The sequence below is a fragment of the Paenibacillus sp. BC26 genome (assembly GCF_900116125.1).
Taxonomy (GTDB): Bacteria; Bacillota; Bacilli; order Paenibacillales; family Paenibacillaceae; genus Paenibacillus_Z; species Paenibacillus_Z lignilyticus.
In genome coordinates this window covers 985,413-1,004,193 of sequence record NZ_FPAD01000002.1, presented here as the reverse complement: position 1 = coordinate 1,004,193, position 18,781 = coordinate 985,413, and the positions used below count along the sequence as shown (strand labels likewise).

Annotated in this window: 17 protein-coding genes, 1 rRNA gene and 1 pseudogene; 13 read left to right on the top strand and 6 right to left on the bottom strand. The window is 46.9% G+C overall.

Annotated features, from left to right (window positions below; genetic code table 11):
* Window positions 1–498: 498 nt before the first annotated feature.
* From BM412_RS20555 to BM412_RS20540, 4 genes are all read left to right on the top strand, one after another.
* The gene (locus tag BM412_RS20555; RefSeq protein ID WP_091222520.1) at window positions 499–1,458 is read left to right on the top strand and encodes an ABC transporter permease; all 960 of its coding nucleotides are present in this window, start codon (window positions 499–501) and stop codon (window positions 1,456–1,458) included.
* A gap of 40 nt (window positions 1,459–1,498) precedes the next feature.
* Window positions 1,499–2,413, top strand: coding sequence for a carbohydrate ABC transporter permease (locus BM412_RS20550; protein ID WP_091222518.1), 915 nt, complete (start codon window positions 1,499–1,501; stop codon window positions 2,411–2,413).
* A gap of 69 nt (window positions 2,414–2,482) precedes the next feature.
* The gene (locus tag BM412_RS20545) at window positions 2,483–4,174 is read left to right on the top strand and encodes an extracellular solute-binding protein (protein ID WP_091222515.1); all 1,692 of its coding nucleotides are present in this window, start codon (window positions 2,483–2,485) and stop codon (window positions 4,172–4,174) included.
* 156 nt (window positions 4,175–4,330) lie between these two features.
* Complete coding sequence (locus tag BM412_RS20540) at window positions 4,331–5,725, top strand: sigma-70 family RNA polymerase sigma factor (RefSeq protein WP_091222512.1); 1,395 nt, start codon at window positions 4,331–4,333, stop codon at window positions 5,723–5,725.
* 88 nt (window positions 5,726–5,813) lie between these two features.
* Here BM412_RS20540 and BM412_RS20535 read toward each other — a convergent pair whose 3' ends face one another.
* Both BM412_RS20535 and BM412_RS20530 read right to left on the bottom strand, forming a co-directional pair.
* Window positions 5,814–6,197 (bottom strand): hypothetical protein, encoded by a 384-nt coding sequence (locus tag BM412_RS20535; protein WP_091222510.1) that lies wholly within the window; start codon window positions 6,195–6,197, stop codon window positions 5,814–5,816.
* A 29-nt stretch (window positions 6,198–6,226) separates the two neighbouring features.
* Window positions 6,227–6,616: a hypothetical protein gene (locus BM412_RS20530; RefSeq protein WP_256256475.1), complete on the bottom strand. Its 390-nt coding sequence runs from the start codon at window positions 6,614–6,616 to the stop codon at window positions 6,227–6,229.
* A gap of 145 nt (window positions 6,617–6,761) precedes the next feature.
* Here BM412_RS20530 and BM412_RS20525 point away from each other — a divergent pair, with 145 nt between their 5' ends.
* The 5 genes from BM412_RS20525 to BM412_RS20500 all read left to right on the top strand — a co-directional run bounded on the left by BM412_RS20525 (window position 6,762) and on the right by BM412_RS20500 (window position 9,905).
* Complete coding sequence (locus BM412_RS20525) at window positions 6,762–7,640, top strand: phosphotransferase enzyme family protein (protein ID WP_091222506.1); 879 nt, start codon at window positions 6,762–6,764, stop codon at window positions 7,638–7,640.
* A gap of 45 nt (window positions 7,641–7,685) precedes the next feature.
* Window positions 7,686–8,084: a hypothetical protein gene (locus tag BM412_RS20520; protein WP_091222503.1), complete on the top strand. Its 399-nt coding sequence runs from the start codon at window positions 7,686–7,688 to the stop codon at window positions 8,082–8,084.
* Between the two features lie 164 nt (window positions 8,085–8,248).
* Entirely contained in the window at window positions 8,249–8,440 is a 192-nt protein-coding gene (locus BM412_RS20515; protein ID WP_091222501.1) for a zinc ribbon domain-containing protein, read from the top strand.
* 139 nt (window positions 8,441–8,579) lie between these two features.
* Complete coding sequence (locus BM412_RS20510; protein ID WP_091222498.1) at window positions 8,580–8,984, top strand: hypothetical protein; 405 nt, start codon at window positions 8,580–8,582, stop codon at window positions 8,982–8,984.
* A gap of 465 nt (window positions 8,985–9,449) precedes the next feature.
* Window positions 9,450–9,905 carry a VOC family protein gene (locus BM412_RS20500; protein ID WP_177245965.1) on the top strand — a complete coding sequence of 152 codons (456 nt, stop codon included), beginning with the start codon at window positions 9,450–9,452 and terminating at the stop codon, window positions 9,903–9,905.
* Window positions 9,906–9,990: 85 nt separating this feature from the next.
* On the opposite strand, the gene rrf is transcribed toward BM412_RS20500, so the two are convergent.
* Window positions 9,991–10,106 (bottom strand): 5S ribosomal RNA (gene rrf, locus BM412_RS20495).
* A gap of 66 nt (window positions 10,107–10,172) precedes the next feature.
* On the opposite strand from rrf, the pseudogene BM412_RS32930 reads away from it, so the two are divergent.
* The 3 genes and pseudogenes from BM412_RS32930 to BM412_RS20485 all read left to right on the top strand — a co-directional run.
* Window positions 10,173–10,261 (top strand): annotated as a pseudogene (locus BM412_RS32930) (HAD hydrolase family protein); the annotation flags it as partial.
* Between the two features lie 22 nt (window positions 10,262–10,283).
* Window positions 10,284–11,720: a serine hydrolase domain-containing protein gene (locus tag BM412_RS20490; RefSeq protein ID WP_091222491.1), complete on the top strand. Its 1,437-nt coding sequence runs from the start codon at window positions 10,284–10,286 to the stop codon at window positions 11,718–11,720.
* A 472-nt stretch (window positions 11,721–12,192) separates the two neighbouring features.
* Complete coding sequence (locus tag BM412_RS20485) at window positions 12,193–12,999, top strand: EcsC family protein (RefSeq protein ID WP_091223003.1); 807 nt, start codon at window positions 12,193–12,195, stop codon at window positions 12,997–12,999.
* An 8-nt stretch (window positions 13,000–13,007) separates the two neighbouring features.
* Here BM412_RS20485 and BM412_RS20480 read toward each other — a convergent pair whose 3' ends face one another.
* From BM412_RS20480 to BM412_RS20470, 3 genes are read right to left on the bottom strand one after another with little or no spacing between them, the layout of a single operon-like run.
* Window positions 13,008–14,102 (bottom strand): GerAB/ArcD/ProY family transporter, encoded by a 1,095-nt coding sequence (locus BM412_RS20480; RefSeq protein ID WP_177245964.1) that lies wholly within the window; start codon window positions 14,100–14,102, stop codon window positions 13,008–13,010.
* A gap of 37 nt (window positions 14,103–14,139) precedes the next feature.
* The gene (locus BM412_RS20475) at window positions 14,140–15,228 is read right to left on the bottom strand and encodes a Ger(x)C family spore germination protein (protein ID WP_091222486.1); all 1,089 of its coding nucleotides are present in this window, start codon (window positions 15,226–15,228) and stop codon (window positions 14,140–14,142) included.
* A 29-nt stretch (window positions 15,229–15,257) separates the two neighbouring features.
* Window positions 15,258–16,739 carry a spore germination protein gene (locus BM412_RS20470; protein ID WP_091222483.1) on the bottom strand — a complete coding sequence of 494 codons (1,482 nt, stop codon included), beginning with the start codon at window positions 16,737–16,739 and terminating at the stop codon, window positions 15,258–15,260.
* A 372-nt stretch (window positions 16,740–17,111) separates the two neighbouring features.
* On the opposite strand from BM412_RS20470, the gene BM412_RS20465 reads away from it, so the two are divergent.
* Window positions 17,112–18,776: a response regulator transcription factor gene (locus BM412_RS20465; protein ID WP_091222480.1), complete on the top strand. Its 1,665-nt coding sequence runs from the start codon at window positions 17,112–17,114 to the stop codon at window positions 18,774–18,776.
* Window positions 18,777–18,781: the final 5 nt, after the last annotated feature.

Genomic DNA, 18,781 nt, shown 5'->3' with positions numbered 1-18,781 from the left:
CATATGCTATAAAAGCAACCACATTGGTATTAATGCCAATGTGGTTTTTTATATGCATTTGAGACGGTGTTTTTTTCAGAGCAGCGACTTTATACCCAGATGTTTCAAGGATGCTCTACCATCATCAACTTAATCGTTCTTTCCGAAATTCGATTAATATATTGCGACATTTATAACATATTTAATATGTTTTTATTTTATAAAAAATCTTTATTTCTGTTCAGGAATATGGGAAATTCGTCCTATTTGGTGAAAAACACAGAAAATAAACCGCATTATCGGAAATGTCGAATGCTGACGAAAACAATTTTCTTAATAAGGCTTGATTAAATATATTAAATATATTATGTTTATATAAATTAATGAAAACGCTTGCTAGACGAAATAGAGCTTGCTTGGCGAACAGCCGATGCCTTTGTTCTTCTCGTATTCCTGTCTGTCGGTTCATTAATTGAAAGCGCTTCGTTTGGCAATATCCTGTAGAAGGTGGGAGGAGTAATGATTGCAAAAGATGCAAGAGTCGAAGTCATGCCCGAAGTCGTCCGGTTAAATAAGAACAATGCTTGGGCCAAAGTATGGAGTTTCAGGCATATCTACTTATTTATGCTCCCAGCTTTTATCTGGTATATCGTGTTTTGCTATTATCCGATGTACGGTATTTTGATTGCGTTCAAAGATTTCAAATACAACTTGGGGATCCTGCACAGCCCTTGGGAAGGCCTTCGGTATTTCAAACAATTCTTAGGCGACTCCAGTTTCTATTCGGTGCTCTACAATACGCTATCCATTAGCTTCCTGAAGCTGTTGCTTGGATTTCCGGCGCCGCTCATCCTTGCTTTGATGCTGAATGGCGTTATGCATAACAAATTAAAAAGGATCTTCCAAACGATTTCTTATCTGCCGCACTTTGTATCCTGGGTCGTTGTTGTGACGCTGATGCAAAAAATCCTTTCTCCTAATGTGGGACTTGTCAATGACATCAGGGATCATATGGGGCTAGAGCCGATTTTCTTTATGGGGATGCCATCATTATTTTATCCGCTGGTCGTCATTTCGGATATTTGGAAAGGCGTAGGTTGGGGCTCGATCATTTACTTGGCTGCTTTGACCAATATCGATCCGCATTTATACGAAGCTGCGGAAATGGACGGGGCAGGTCGGTGGAGCAAGCTGTTTAAGATTACGCTGCCGTGTCTGACGCCTACGATCGGTATCTTGCTGATCTTCTCGCTCAGCGGCGTTCTGAACGCCGGTTTTGATCAAATCTGGTTGATGCAGACGCCTGCTACACTCAGCGTCTCGGAAATATTGGACACTTATGTATTGAAAACAGGTATTCAGCAGGGACAATTTGCTTACTCCACGGCCATCGGGTTGTTCAAGTCACTGATTTCACTTCTCCTGATTGTGGCCGTTAATAAAGTTTCCAAAAAAGTGAGCGACGTATCGCTATGGTAATCAGGCCGAATACAACTTATGAACCTAAGGAGGTGCAGGTATGGGTGTGAGAAAACTGTCGGCAGCTGATAAACTTTATTCCTCAGTGAACTATACGCTGCTGCTCATATTCTGCCTGACGGCACTCTATCCCTTTATCTATTTTTTGGCGCTATCATTCAATGATGGCTATGATGCCATGAAGGGGGGCATCTACTTCTTCCCGAGGGTCGGTACGTTTGAGAACTACACCAAAGCATTCAATAACCCTCATATCATTCAATCATTTTGGATCTCCATTTCCCGAACGGTTATCGTAACCGTAGGTTCTACACTGCTGACGGCCTTACTAGCCTACGGGCTTTCGCGGAAAGGCTTGCCAGGCAGAAAGTATATCGTCTTCTTCTTTTTCTTCACAACTCTGTTCAGCGGGGGACTTATTCCGACCTTCATTCTGTACCGTGAACTGCATATCTTGAACACGTACTGGGTGCTTGTCCTTCCGTCGCTGTATAGCTTCTTCAATGCCATCATTATGAAGACGTTCTTCGATGGGATCCCATTAGGTCTGTCGGAATCGGCGCGAATCGACGGCGCAAGCGAGTTAAGCGTATTTTGGAGAATTATTCTCCCGCTTTCGATGCCGGTAATGGCTACCATTGCATTGTTCGTCGGGGTAGGCGTCTGGAACGACTGGTTTACCGGGCAGTTCTTCATCCAGAAAGAAGATCTTCAACCTGCAGCAACGTTCCTGAACAAAATGATCAGTGAAGCGTCGTTCCAGTCCATGACGGGCTCGAGCAGCGGATCGTCCATTAAAAACATGAACGAAAACCAGATGGCGCTGCGAGGCGTAACGCCTGAGGCACTCAGGATGACCTTCGTTATCATTATTACGGCACCGATCATCTGCGTGTATCCATTCCTTCAGAAGTATTTTGTTAAAGGCGTACTGGTAGGTTCGCTCAAGGAGTAGTCGATTGCCGAGTATAGAAGGCACTGCCTTTTATATAAAAAAAATTAGCAACAGAAAGGGGCTTGTCTAATGCGTAAGACCAGACTAAAAAGTTCTCTTAGCTTGATGCTTGCCATCCCGATGATTGCATTATCCGTAACGGCTTGTGGAGGAAACAACAATGATTCCGGTACGACCTCCAATACGGAGAACTCGGGGAACAACGAATCCACCGGACCAAAGGAGGCTACTCTATCCTTCCTAAGCGCCTGGAACGGCGGAGGTGCGGGGTATCCGCAGGATCAAGAAAACAATCCGGTTGCCAAAGCGGTTAGAGAGAAAACCGGCGTAACGTTAAAGCTGGAATCGATCACAACAAGCGAAGTTGAGAAACTGAATACGATCTTCGCTTCGGATACGGTTCCGGATATCGTAAATGCGCCATACTGGTCGACGACAGGCGGGGAAGGACAAGTCATCAAGAAAGCGGCTTTGGAAGGCCAGCTTCTCGATTTAACCCCTTATCTGGATAAATATCCGAACGTGAAGAAACTGATGACGCAAGGTGTAGCGAAGGACTTTGCAGAATTCGACTTGAATAGCCCTGATCTTGAAGGCAAGCAATATGTCATTCCTATGCAGACGCCGGATGGCACTCCGGAGAGCATTCACAACTGGAACTACGGCCTCTATGCCCGCGGAGATATCTTGAAGGCGTTGAATGTAAATGCTGCGGATATCGATACGGAAGAGAAGCTCGCGGACCTGCTGACTAAGATCAAAAACGGCGATTTCAAAGATATTAGCGGCAAGCCGGTCATCCCTTCCGGTACGATGCACAATGGATGGGACTACAGCCAATTCCTATCCGGCTGGTCTGATTACAACATTTCGGACTTCCGTCAGGAAGACGGCAAGCTGATCCACTGGACACAATCCAAGGACCAAGAAGCTCGCCTGCTGTATATGAGAAAGCTGATCACAAACGGTCTCTTTGATCCGGAGGCGTTCAGCAATACCGATACGACTGCGAAAGAGAAGCTCGCTACGGGCAAGCTGGCTGTATTCGGCGCTCAAAGCATGATCGGCGACTTGCAAAAAACCCTCTATAAAACGAATCCGGAAATGCAGTACGAGTTGCTTGGACCAATGAAGAACAAGAGCGGAAACATCGTGACGCAAGTCGAGAAGCCTGGCCGTTCCGGATTCCCGGTTATCTTCTTGAGCGCGAAGATCAAAGATCCGGATGCAGCACTGCGTCTAATTGATTACTTGAACAGCGACGAAGGCCGACTGCTCGCTTACTGGGGTATTGCAGGCAAATCGTATAACATGGTCGATGGCAAGCCGCAATGGATTGCGGACGTGAAGAAGCAGTTCGACGATAATCCGGATTTGAAGCGCGACGAAGGTCTCAACTATCTCTCCGGCAGTTTCATGGGCGCCTTCTCCTCTGAAGTCACTTGGCCGATTCCGGAAGACCAGAAGACGCAATGGGAGAAGCTCGAGGCTAGCTACTCGAAGAGACTGCCGATCCAAATTATCGATAAGGTCAGCGCGTCTTATCTGGTAAGAGATTGGCCTAAATACCAAGAGTTCAGGGATAAAACGGCAAGTTTGAACTTTGACGAAGAATTCCGCAAAGCCTGCTACGCGAAATCCGATGACGAAGCGCTGAAGATGCTGCGCGGCATTCAAGACAAGTTCAAATCTGCCGGCGTAGAGGAAATGGCTGCGTATGTCGGTGAAAAAGCTGCATCGCGCGATGATATCGGCTGGTAATACGAGTTTGCTTGCAGATAAGGAATAAGTAGAACAGACCAAACCGCTTGATATTGCGGTTTGGTCTGTTTTATATATAGGGAACTGCTTGCATGCATGGCGACGGGCGACGGTATTCATGCCTTATTTGTGTCTTATTAATGAAGGGGGACCTCCATGGAAAATAAAGGGTTGGTTGAGCGTTTACTGGGCGGTGACGGCGAAGCATTTTCGGTCATGGTGGAGAAGTATCAAAAAGTACTGTATGCAGTGGCTTTCAACGTGTTAGGCGATTTCCATAAGGCTCAAGACATTACGCAAGAGGCATTCATTAAGGCTTACATGAGTATGTCGCATCTCCAGAGCCCCGAACGACTGGGGAGCTGGCTTTGCTCAATAACCCATAGACTTAGCCTTAATTATCTTCGAAACAAGAATAGCGTGGAGCCGCTCGAAGACTATTGCCATGTGGCAGATTCATTCCATTTGGAAGAAGCTGTTTTTCGAGAAATCGATGGGCAAAACCTAAGGCTCGCACTTTCCACGCTTGAAGAGATTAATCGATCTCCTATTCTTTTGCATTATTTTGGCGGTTTCACAGTTATTGAGATTAGTAAGATTCTACATGCTTCACCTGATGCCATTGAGAGTAGAATACGAAGATCGAGAAAACAGTTGAAAAAACAGCTCCTGGAACTCATGGGGGAAGATGTTGAAGGAAGCTACACCGAAAGGGGAATGAGACGATTGTTCGTACAGCTCAAGGAAATGCTTGAGAACGAAGCGTTTCAAGCATCAAGGCGATGCTTGTCTGTTCCGTTAGGAATGACTGCCCATGGCATTCCCTATTATGCCGATTTGGCGGAGATGTCGCATTTGCTCGTAACGGGCACCAAGGGTAGCGGCAAATCCGTCTTTCTTAAGTCCGTAATAAACAGCTTATTATCCGGCTGTTCACCGGACGTCTTGAAGTTAATCATTATCGATACGAAGCAAGTAGAGTTATCTCTGTACAACCAATTACCACCGTTGTTTGGCTCAGTAATATCAGAGGTGCAGGAGGCGAGATTAGCGCTTGAGCATTTGGTCCGGGAGATGGCAAGCCGCCATAGAGCGTTTGAACATGCTGGCGTCGAACATATTTCCCAATACAATGAGATGCTTCCGGATCGATATCCAAATGCGCCAAAACTACCTTATATCGTGCTGATCATCGAAGAGATAGCAGACCTTATACAAAATGGCGTTCATGTTGACGACTATGTAGATGCTTTGGCAACACGGTCCCCTGCAGCCGGCATTCATCTGATTATATCCACGCAAACGCCGTCAAAGGCGGTAATAAGCCCGATAATTAAACGCAACTTCACCACCAAAGCTACTTTTGCGGTTGCTTCCGCATCAGACGCCATTACAATTTCAGACGAACCCGGCGCAGAAGTTTTACTGGGAAGAGGAGATATGTTATTCGATTCTCACGATGCAAATAGGGTCCGTTTACAATCCGGCTATGTATCAAATGTAGAGATCGAAGAGCTTGTTAAGAAAATGAACATAACATATGGGAAATAATCGAGTTATAAAACGAAGGTAGCCGGTAAAAAGATCGGCTGCCTTCGCTTAGCTAACGGAGCAAATAGCGTAATAGATGGCATGGTAGTTAATCTAAGGTGATTTCAGCGGTTCGGATTAAGTCTTGTGTAGTAAACCCTTGATTCACCACAGGATTACCAAATTCATCAATCCCATAGACGGACACTAAGGTTGGAGGCGGTCCGGAAGGGGTAGGTATACTCAAGAAAACTTGTACTTCGTAAGCAACATTTCCGGCAATGTTATAGGTCATAACTTCATAGGCGCCATGCAGGACAACAAATCCTGAGAGATGTGCGGTATAGAAGTTTTCAAAATCCACAGAAGCAACGATCTTGACGATTACGGACACATGAAACGTATTCACATTGCTAACATTCAAGACGATCGTAGAAGCAGCCGATCCGAGCGCACTGGTATTGGTTACTACACCAATTGAGTAAGTTGACAAGTTATCATCTCCTCCTAATATGGCATGCCTTATCCTATAACGGTTAAATCTTGTGGAGAAAAGCCTTGATTCTCAACAAGATTGCCGAACTCATCCACGCCATAGACGGAAACTAATGCTGGCGCCATGAATGCGTCAAATTTATTCACAAAAACTTGCACTTCGTAAGCCACATTACCGGCAATGTTAAAGGTCATGACTTCGTAGCCTCCTGGCGGTACAACAAAACCAGAGAGATAGGCTGTATAGAAGTTCTCAGAATCCACAGAAGCAATTACTGTTATTAGTACGGTTGTATCTGCAATGTCATTATTACGTACATTTACAAATATAGCAGCAGCAGCCGTGCCTAAATCTCTGGTATTAGTGACTACGCTGGTTGAGTAAGTCATGTTTTCATCTCCTCTTTGGATGGACATGTCTTATCTTATGAGAATCTAATAGATTTGGTTCTAACTGGAAGACTTGCGCAACTTTCCAAACGTTGGAAGAGTATATCCTATTAAAACGCACCGAATCTCATGGGCACAGTAGGAAAAAACAATCTGCTCCGGAAGGGGATGCATGATGGATAACATACCGACCGACGAGGTAACGGAGAAGTTCGGAGTTCGAGTAATCGCTCCGCTGGGTGGAACCCATAATCTGCACTGGCTTGTTGATAGTGGAGGAGAACGACTTGTCTTGAGACGGTGGTGGTCCACATCATCTGCCAATATCGACTACGAGTTACGCTTACTAACAAGCGTCGCAGCACTGGGATGGCCTGTCGCGCCTGCTGCCCAGGCACCGATCAAGATAGGCGGCCAATTTTGGTGCCTGTTCCCCTATCTTCCCGGCGAACCCCCGTCCGTAGATGATCGAATTCTCGAACAACGTGCTCGAGGACGACTGATGGCTCAATTCCACGATGATTTGGCGAAGCTGTCCGGGTTCGGGCAGCGTGATGGTTGGCGGCGTTGCGAGAAGATTTTAGATGACCCCGCATTGGACGATGTGCTGTTCGAGCAAGAGCGTAAGCAGCCGGAGGAGATCCGTATCCTACGCTGGCATCTCGAACGCGCGCGTGAGAGAATTGCAGGACTTAAACTACAGACCCGGCCGGGCATCGTTATTCATGGTGACTTCACGCCGTGGAACCTGCGCTTCTCACAAGGACGCCTCTCGGGCATCCTTGACTTCGATCTTTCCCATTGGAATCATCGAGTCGCCGACTTCGCACTTTCATGGCGTGGCATGCATGATGATATTGTCCTTGCGTATGATGAAGTTTCACCGCTTGAGCCGGAGGAATGGGAGCTGCTCACGCCGGCATGGTGGGCATGGCTCATTGAAGGTGCCTGTCAGGATATTTCGAGGGGCATCTTGGTGGACGAATGGACAATAAAGCATATATTGAGACGCTCTCCGTTGATGGGACGGGATTCTGCCGAATTCAGGTAGAGGGAGTTCCATGACTATAAAAGCAAGTGGGAGTTGACGGAGTAAATGGCTGCATGTATCGAAATCGAGAGATCATCCCAGTGGGTCAATCTCATTCGGGACTATGTTATTCTGCTGAACGACGTTCAGGTGGGGACAGTCAAAGATGGAGGGAAGGCGCAGTTCGACATTGAGCCCGGCGAGTATGAGCTGCGTTTAACCATCGACTGGTGTGGAAGCAACCGGCTGCATTTTACGATTGCCGATGGGGAGAAACTCCGGTTCCTTTCTAGCTGCCAAATTAGGGGGATCGACTACTTTCACCCGTTCATGATGCTTTATTATGTTTTGTACAAGAAGGATCAGTACCTTTATGTGAGCCAAGTGCAGGAACCGGAACCAGCACTACCACGGCAGAACGAGACGATAGAAATATATATTGCGGGGCAACGTTATGAACCTTGAGCGCGCCGATTATTGGAATGATTCGCGATATTTTCAAAAGTCGCTTCAATGTTATCCCTCCTGCAACCTTAGCTTATCAGGGTCGGGAGTGCATGCACACCCCCTCGTACTACTTCGAGAAACGGGATTTATATCAAAATAATAACATCTGGGAGTGACAGCGTATGAGTGAAAAAGGTTGTATCAAATGTGGAAGCAAAGACGCAAAGATGAAAGATATGGCCATACCCGGGACAGGTTTTTCCATGTTTCCTAATGAATTTATCGTAGTGTTTTGTAACAATTGCGGGTATTCCGAGTTCTACAATAAAAAAGTATCGTCTGGTTCAAACGTGCTTGATTACTTTTTCAGATGAACATCGACACGGACAGCTGAACTTAAATGATCTGCTTATTCCCATTGGAGGAATAATGGCAGCTTGAAGGGGGGAGTCACAACTGGAACTCGCACAGTACACTGTTAAAAATCCTTCTGGAAACAGAATCATATTTTCCATGACGATGATGATTACTCTCTCACTCTACCATTTGATCGACTCTTTGCATGACCAAGAGAACTTAACTGCGATAGCGATTACGGCTGCATATCTGCTCCTGTGCGTAGTTATTGTGCTGACAACCTTGGTTCGAACGTTAAAGAAACCAACAGAGCTCTATGTTCAAAGTGAGCAGCTAGTATTGAACGGCCGTAACATTCACGCGAAGAATATTAAGGTCATCCTTATTATGGGGTATTTCAGACCTGCGATTGGAATCAAGCCGCACGGCAAAAAGATCGTTCCCCTTCCTATGTGCTTTAGATTCGCTAAGGATGAAGATCAAGGCATCTCGGATTTAGGCAAGTGGGCAGCGCAGAACGGTGTGTTGTTGGTCCATAAACGATTTTTACGGTGGATATAAGCTCAGGTCCAAGAACGATCAGCTACCTCTACATAACTTACGTTAGGGAGGTGGTACACTTGGCTTTAACCCGGCGGTATACCTTGTCGGACTTGAAGGACGAGGTCTATTACTTTGATAATAATTGGAGAAGAATTTTCGCGAATGGCCGCGCCGTCTACGTGGCAACGAAGAATAACGCTTCGCTCACCATAAGTATTATCAACGCAAAGGGGAATAAAGTTCCCAAGGTGCTCCAAAAATACAAAAAGGGCAGCAGAATAGTCGTAATCGGGCTAGCCGTACATTCGCCGCCACATACAACCACAAATTTGTAAAAAGGATAAGAGACAGCTGATTCGAGATTTCGATCGGCTGTCTTTTTCGTGTTTATATAGCGGCGGCATGTGATTGCGTGAACACCGCAACTTTCCAGTATATTACAGCGTATCAGAGGTGATGAATGTCTAAAGGAGGATGCAAGCGATGAATGAACCTGTACTTGAAACCAATGGGGCCATTAAAGTGAAACTGGGCAAAGCGATTCAGGTCCGTTTGGTTTCTGATTTGAAGAAATCGCAAGCCTATTACCGTGATTGTCTCGGATTTTCGATAGATGATTGGGGTCATGCGGAACGTGATGATGTGTGCTTCATCCTCCAGCAAGCGACTTCAAGTGCGGATGTTAAGCCGAATGTCGTCTCTGCGAAACGCCCTGACTATCCAACCGAATGGGAAGGTCCGGAACATGGCTGGGATACGTTCCTGCATATTGGTTGGGATGAGCTGGATCAATTTATTGATGAAGTGCGCGCGAATGGCGGCCATATCGCAGTCGAACCGTTCATAGGGTCGCACGGCGGCTGGGATTTTAAGAATGCGCACATCCTTGATCCAGACGGATACAATCTTGTATTAGGTGCAATGCGAGAGGCCGGGTAGGAGGCGATAAAAAGCTGAGCTTTTTACGTTTTCACGGTAATGTGATGAATGTGCTGGAAGTGGAGCATTACCATTTAGGTGAGGCAAGCCTAACGTCCTACTCTCCCAGGACCCTGCGCTCCAAGTACCATCGGCGCTGCAGGGCTTAACGGTCGTGTTCGGGATGGGTACGCGTGGTTCCCCTGATCGTCTTTCAAGGGTCTTACATGCTGGGAAATCTCAACTTGAGAGGGGCTTCACGCTTAGATGCTTTCAGCGCTTAATACCATCGCGTTCGGCGACGGAGGAATGACCTGAATATAATAGAGCTGGCCGGTCTGGGAATTGCCATGGGAAACGGGGATGAACGGCTCAAGCGCAACAAGAGGGGGCTAATAGATGGAAAACAGAATTCAGCTGCCAAGATCGAAGCCGGAGGAGCAAGGTGTTTCTTCGAAGGCAATTATGAGGTTCTTGGATGTTATCGGTGAGAACAATTGGGAGGTTCACGGCTTCATGCTGCTTCGTCACGGGCATGTGATTGCTGAAGGCTGGTGGGCACCGTATCGAAGTGATATTCCGCATGCGCTGTATTCACTCAGCAAAAGCTTCGTCTCCACGGCAATCGGCTTCGCTGAAGCGGAAGGATTGCTCTCCTTGGACGATCGCATTGTCGACCTCTTTCCGGAAGAGCTGCCGGAGACCGTATCCGAGAACTTGTCCGCATTGAACATCCGCCATCTGCTTATGATGGCGACCGGACATGCCGGCGGAGTGGACTTCTGGGCATGCGCTGACGGCAACTGGGTGCGATATTTCCTTGAAACGCCTATTGTACATACTCCCGGCACGTACTTCGCTTATAATACCTGCGCCACTTATATGCTGTGCGCGATCATACAACGGATCACCGGCCAGTCCATAGATGCTTTTCTTGAGCAGCGTTTATTCGTTCCGCTCGATTTGTCGAAAGTGACTTGGGATTTGTGTCCGCGCGGAATTACTTATGGCGGGATGAACTTCACCCTAACGAACGAGGATATCGCAAAGTTTGGGCAGCTTTACTTGCAGCGCGGGGAATGGAAGGGCAAGCAGCTGCTGCCCGCGAGCTGGATTGACGAAGCTTCAGCCTTTCACGTATCCAATGGGGAGGCCGAGGATAACGATTGGACGCAGGGGTACGGCTATCAATTTTGGCGTTGCAGACATAACTCGTATCGGGCGGACGGCGCATTCGGGCAATTTAGCCTTGTCATGCCTGAACAAGATGCCGTGCTTGCGGTTTTCTCCGGGACAGCATACAAGCACGAGCTGGTTAGCTCCGTGTGGGAGACGCTGCTGCCGGGGATGTCAGAAGGGATATTGGATCCGGACGAAACCGCTTATCAGGAACTGAGCGATCGATTAAAGGATCTTCGAATTGATGTGCGACTCGAGGAAAGCCATTCCAAAGTCGAGCGGCTGATCCAAGACAGGATCTATGCGTTGGAGCCCAACCGTGAGCATATCGAAAGGCTCTCTCTGCTGTTCGATAATGGAGAGGCCGCATTGGCCATTCGGATAAACGCCTTGGACCAATCCATCCGATTAGGACGCGGCTTCTGGGTCATGAACGATTTGTCAGTCTCGGAACAGGGCTATGCTGGGAAGGCCGCGGGCAGTTTCAGATGGAGAGAGGATGAAACGCTGGAGATCAATTTGGCTTGCGTGGAGAATTCGTTCCGCTATCGGCTGGTTTGCCGGTTTGAAGAGGAGCGAGTCGAACTCGATTATTCCGCGAATTTGTATTGGGACTGGCTGCCTCAAGAGGGAGTGCTTATCCAAGGGCATAGCTGATGAATCCCATAGCAAGAAAACAGGCTGCCGATCGGCAGCCTCAGAGTGTCGAGTTTGTCGCCTTCCACCTCTAACGGTTGTGACAGTGCTTATTTGGCATCCACTTACCCAATTCATAAGCTAACGGTTGCCAGAGAGCTTATTTGAACGTATTTCACGGGGAGTTGCACCATTTGCTGCAAATAACGTCTGTCACAACCGTTAGCGTTGTACAAAGGCATATTTTATCAAATAGCCACGCTGACAACCGTTAAAGCTTTGCTCATGAAGCATAGACAAGATAAGTGGCTGCCGATGCTTTCTCGGGCGGCCTGTTTCTATGTTCGGCAACTTAGATTAGCGTACACAAGTATGGCGGTTGGAGAATTAGGGATTGGGCAATGGTTGTGGTATGAATAAAGTTGAAACGTCGCGATGCTTTTTACAGTATGTATGGCAAACGGAAAATTACAGACGAGGTGTCCACTCCATGATGACGAATATAGAATCGACTGATTATTTAAGAACGGAATTAAAGCAGATCGAACGATGGGAGCAAGATCAGAAGGGGCTCTTCTTCTGGGAGAAGCTCGGCAGGCTGCCCTTTGCCATATTGGACCGAATCACGCCAAAGTTCATTCAGGATAAAATCGGAACTGCGCTCGATGAGCTCGGAAGCTATGTCCAGAGCGGCGGTCGGTATCTGATCAGCAAGGAGCAGATGTATCGCAAATTTTTTCCGAATGCTGAGCGGGATGAGGCCGTTTCCTTAGAGCGAATCGGTCATCTACCGCTAAGTCGAATGGATGAGATGGCCGATCGTATCATCCAATCCGGCAGCAAGACGGCGACGGTGCAAGGGGCGACAACGGGATTCGGCGGGATTTTCACGCTTGCCATCGACATTCCGCTCCTGCTCGGCATTTCGCTGAAGGCGCTTCAGGAGGTTGCGATCAGCTACGGCTATGACCCGACCGAACAGACAGAACGGGTCTTTATCGTCAAATGCTTGCAGTTTTCCTCCGCCGATATCGTCGGCAAGAAAGCGATTCTGGACGATCTCGCCGTGTTCCAATCCGGTGAGCGGAGCGGCCAGGTCATGTCCCAGCTGCAAGGCTGGCGCGAGGTCATGCTCACGTACAGAGACAATTTCGGCTGGAAAAAGCTGTTCCAGATGATTCCGATCGCAGGTATGTTATTCGGAGCTTATCTGAACCGATCCACCTTACAGGATGTCGCCGAAACAGGTAAAATGATGTATCGGAAGCGTAGAATACTGGAGAAGTTGAGTGAGAGTTGAGGATTTATTCACGAGGATTTCCCTGTTTTTCTGAAGCGGGTAAGTACAAACAAAAGCGGGACATACGCGTAAATGAAATAAAATCCGGCTGATTCATAGAAGTCGGACATGAGTTTGATGAAGCTCTCTTCTTTTACAAAAACGATTACGATCATAAATACAGCCAGAATCAAGATTAAGCTGACTGGCTGTTTCATGCGCAGGCTTTGCTTTGCACCGCGGCAAGCAGCCCATAATCCAAGAGCTATGGAAGCGATAATTTTGATCAGCAATACGGAAATCACTAAGTATTCCAACCTTTGAAATAGCGGAAGTTTCAGTAATGCAACCCTATGAAGAGTCGGCCAGACGACTCTACGGAGTTGGCCTTCACTATAATACATAAAAGTAATCAAGAGCGTGATCAAATAATAAGAGGTTACGAACAATACTGATGAGTGGGCCCATTTTTGCGACTTGGCCGGTGTCTGAATAAACGGGTAATAAACAAGTAACGTTTCGATTCCCAAATATTGAAGCACCATGCTTTTGGCGGAAAGAAGCAGCTCGGTTACTGAATGATTCCACAATGGAAACAGATTCCGAGTGTGTAAATAGTTGAGACCCAGCAAATTCAAGGGGAAGACAGCAACGAAAGAACAAAGCACCCCCCAGAAGCAGATCCCCGCAATGGAACGAAATCCTCCTGATACGATGTAATACAATAGAATAGCAAGCATTAAGCTTATGGGCAACAAACTCATTTCCGGGAAAAGGAAATATTGAATGATAGCCAAATAAAGTCTAAAGGTGATGAATGCTCCAAAGGCAAAGTAGCAAACGATGGCTGCATTAAGGGCTCTGCCGATCCATCGGCCGAAGTAACGCTGATTGATTTCGTTAACGTCTGTGTCCCCATTGGAGGAGCAGATTTTATAAATCATCCAGACGATGATATGCATGCTAATTCCCGTTATTGGGATTGACATCCAAGCATTGTACCCTGCATTCTGTACCATAGCTTTCTGAAAATCTAAAATCCCCACCTCGACCATACTGGCGTAAAGCAGGAAAAATACGAGGTAAGGGGATACTGCAAATTTATTGATCGAAGCTTGTTTCATCGCAGCCTCCTGTCGGTATTCGCCCCAGTCGTTCCTGTTATTGGGGAATAACGGGTTGGACGATAGTGAAGTGAACATTCACTTTCAATTTCACTTTCGGGTATATTTCTTGAAAATGTTCAGCGTTCCAATTCTTCGATTTGCTGCGAACGAAGTCGCCGATACCTGCCGGATCCACTTTGATTTTTTGGAAGAAGGCAAGAAGCTGTTGCAATTCGTTTTCGAAGTAAGCGCCGATTTCCTTTTCGAGCCTAGATCTTTGTTCGTTAGAGCTGAAATCGATATGGCTCGGGTATTGTCTCGCGTGAGCGCTAAGTCGCACATCGATTCTGATGGAAGGAACCGGCTTTAGATGATTCAACCGGTAAACTGCTGCGGAACCCGTGCTGCTGAATTGGATATAATTATCTTCCGCTTGGCCTGCCCCTGGTATCGGAACCAAATAATTCCCTTTCTTTGTGGATTGCATAAGCAGCTTTAACAAAAATGCCTTATCGTTACCGATTGTGGATACAAATTTGTCATCTCTGAATAATGCCAATCCCTCGATTCGGATATCTTCCCCATCGAGACCGAAATAAGGCAAATAGAGGTCACGACCTTCCCCGAAGTATTGAAAAAGCGTCTCCTGTAGGCTGTTTTTCGGCAAATTGCCGTTCCTAATATTTTGTTCGATCATATCGGATAACAAATAGGAGTCGTGGGATTGCCGAGCTTTAGATAACAGTTCCGAAGCAGTAGCATCTGCCACTCCGATCAGCACGCTGCTGGATACCTTTGGGTCACGGCAGAGGCTCTCGAGAATCGTCCCGATACCTTGTTGGGCATAACTATTGCCGAGGATCATCACGCCAAGTTGTCCGTATTCAATCCTATTTTTTGATTTCACGTTTAATTTCGGAACGATGTCGTAGTTGGTGTCTGCCACCGTATTTAGGATTTTAAGGTCAGTTTCTCCTTTCTTCTTGTAGCTTCCGATAAGAACTGTACATTTCACACGCCCCTGTTCCACGGAATCCAAGCCCATGGTTTGGACAAGATTAATTTGATTTACGATTCTCTGATCGCTGCATCCAGTGAGGAATCCCGCAACCAGAACGATGGCAAGAAGTTGTTTGAATAGCAATCGCGGCGCTCCTTTTTACAAAGCGATCATCACTTGTCGTCCCACTCAAAACGCCGTTTAACAGGCTTCGGCGTATATCGTTTCTTTGATTTCGGCTTTAAATAACCCGGTCTGTTCACCGTGTATTGAAATGAAGAACGAATAAAGCTGTCTTGGAAATCTTTAATCCGCAGTGGATAAACCGGCACCGTATAAGGATATCCAAATGATTTGAGCCTGGTTAGATGGGCAAGCAGGAAGCAGACCCCGATAAAAATCCCCAATCCACCCCAGATGGCGGATAATAGAATAACCGGAAATCGCAGAAAGCGAATCGTATTCGACATCTTGTAAATCGGTGTGGTGAAGGAGGCCAATGCCGATAGGGACACGATAATGATTAGAATATTGCTGGTTAACGCGGCTTCGACGGCTGCCTGGCCGACTATGATTCCTCCGACGATGCCTAGCGTTTGACCGATCTTGGTTGGTAATCGAGCCCCGGCTTCGCGAAGAAACTCTATCGTAATTTCCAGAAACAGCACTTCAAGAACGGGCGGGAATGGCACATTGAGCCTTGAAAACATGAGAGGGCCGAGAAAATTTTGCGGAATGACCTCATAATGATACGTCATTATTGCGACATACATGGACGTTGCAAACAAAGAAAAGATGACTCCGAGAATTCGGATGATACGAAAAAAGGATGCTAGCATCCAAGGCATATAATAGTCTTCCGGGGAAATAAAGAAGTCGAACAAGCTTGAAGGGCCAATAATAAAATAAGGCGATCCATCGCTAATCACGGCGACTTGCCCCGAAATGAGGGCATACACAACCCGATCCCTGCGTTCTGTGCTTACGAACAAAGGAAAAGGTGACATGGAGTTGTCCGAAATGATCTGATCAAGCTCGGACGAGTCGAATACAACATCGCAGTCGATCGCCTGTAATCTTTCCTCTACGGTTTGAACGTTCTGATCGTTTGTTACACCATCGATATAGACAACTACTACTTTCGTTTTGGACATAGAGCCGATGGAGATTTCCTTAAAGATTAAATTTGGAATATTGATCTGCGCTCTTAATAGGCAAAGGTTCGTATCCAGATCCTCGACGAAACCCACTTTAGGTCCAACAACACTGAACTCGTTCTCCGTATCGTTGTTTTTCCGCATTCCGCGTTTGTTTTCCAAATTTATCAAGGCACATAGCGGATCCGATTCGTGAAGTCGAAGGATGACAGAGCCTTTGAACAATTTAGTCTGAATGAGCTCGATCTCATCCGTAATTTCGATATCGTCGATTGGAATCCACTCGCGAAGCTCCTCAAGTGTTTGGATAGCAGCCAAGGAGCATTGCTGCAACGGCTGGAGGACATGCTCCTGAAGAAGCTTCTGATCGATTAAAGTACTGAAATAAGAGATGTGCATCTGCTGATTCGAGAAAGAAATCTTGCCCGTTCGAAAATCACTGGATTGGCCCGACAGCTGCAGCAATGCTTTGATGTCCGTTTGCTCCGTTTTTAGCATGCGCAGCTAGGCCTCCCAGATTTTGTCATCATGGAGTTATTATGCACAGAAAAAATTGGTTAATTCATATCAGAAACTGAGCGATCATGCATTCCAGGTCAACCAAGTACTTCGGGTTGGCCTTTTTTATGCTTAATTTTCGCTAAAGAACACTTCAAGATTCCGACAAATAACGACCTCTTTGTAATGTTATTGTATAATAATTGGATGGGGATTATTTGAATTTAAGGAACATATGCGGAAGAATCATGCAAGGTAAAAATAATACACCAAATCCAAAAATAACAACCTTAAATAACTTCCCCTGCTTCGGTAATATGAGAGTCAAAGTCCGGTTAGATGTGGGACGTTTGATCGAGGGGGGCTAATACAGTGATAAAACTGATGGTAGTTGATGATGAGCGTTGGATTCGTGAAGGATTGAAACAGACGATCGACTGGGGCTCGCATGGCATTCAATTCATCGGCGATGCCGAGGATGGATGCGAGGCGCTGAAGCTGATCGATTCGAATGTTCCGGACATCGTCATCTCCGATATTAGAATGCCCACCATGGACGGAATGGAATTAATCGAGGAAATCGAGCGAAGAGGCTTGGACATAAAGGTTATTTTTATCAGCGGGTTTAGTGACTTCGTTTATGCCCAGAAAGCCGTGAAGCTGGGTGCCTTCGATTATATTCTCAAGCCCATTGAGGAAAAGGTCCTCATGGAGATTATTGAGCGCTGCATCTACGAGATACTGAAACAGAGAGAACTCGTGTTCCGGCTGGAGGAGCTTTCAGGTCGCGTTAGAGAGAGCTTGCCCCTTGCCAGGCAGAAGCACTTGGAAATGTGTTTAACCCAGCCCATGACCGATCAGGAAGTAATGTCTACATGGAAGGCGCTTCGAATTGATTTGAACCCGAATCGACTTCTTGTTCTGTCTGCCGTTGTCCATGATTGGGGGGAGCGGGACATATGCGAGAGAGACTGTTCCCTGCTAAGATACGCGCTTGGAAAACTCATGGAGGAGGTCTTTCATGAATCGGGTCTATCCTGCGCGGCCTGTCTATTGCAAGAGAATGAATATGCGGATGTAGCGCTTATGATCTCTTGGAAGAAGGAGACGGCTAACCCGGATAGGGATGCATACCGCTGCGCAGAGCTGGTTATTGAAGGCGCGCTTGAAGTACTGGGCATTCAAATCAGCATAGGCATGAGCAGCACGGGAGAGAGTAAACAACTAGTATTCGCTTTTAGGGAAGCGCTTACAAACAGTGCGAAATATGTAATAAGCGGTACTGGTCTTGTTTATGATCTCGCAGGCACGGATGTCGGAGCGGCTATAGGAAAACAAACGGTCTTGTTCACCGCCGGCATACCCTCCGTTGCGATAAAAGCCGAGGCGCTCGATGCCGCGTGGATGAATCGTATTCTTCATGCCATTAAGCTGAAGGACGAAGGAAAACTGACCGATCTGCTTGACCAGCAGACAGCGCTCCTACAAGAGCTTGTCAAGCAGACGTCCGCCCTTGCCGTTCGATGTGAGATGAACATGTATATCGGAGCGCTCCTATCCAAGTGGCAGGAGCTGTTCTTGGCGAGAGAGCATACGGAAGCAAGCATCGTTACCCATCAACAGAAGCTTGAGCTGTATCGCTGTACGCTTGCTAATTGGAAGAATGCGATAATCAGCGCCTTTCTAAAGAAAGACAGAGCTCCCTCCGGATCCGGACAGCGCAATACGATCGAGATCGCCCTGCGCTACATACACGATAATTACCATCATGGCATCAGCCTCAATAAAGTCGCTGAAACGATCTATATGAATCCGTCCTATTTCAGCAGGGTATTTCACGCTGAGGTTGGCGAAACGCTGAGCCGCTATCTCATTCGCATTCGAGTTGCGAAAGCGAAGGAACTGCTCGAGCAGACGCCGCTTAAGATTTACGAGATTGCGGAATCGGTGGGCTATAAAGACTTTCGTCATTTTGTCAAAACCTTTAAGGAATCGGAAGGGATCACGCCTGCCCAATTTCGAAACTACGGCGCCTAGAAGAG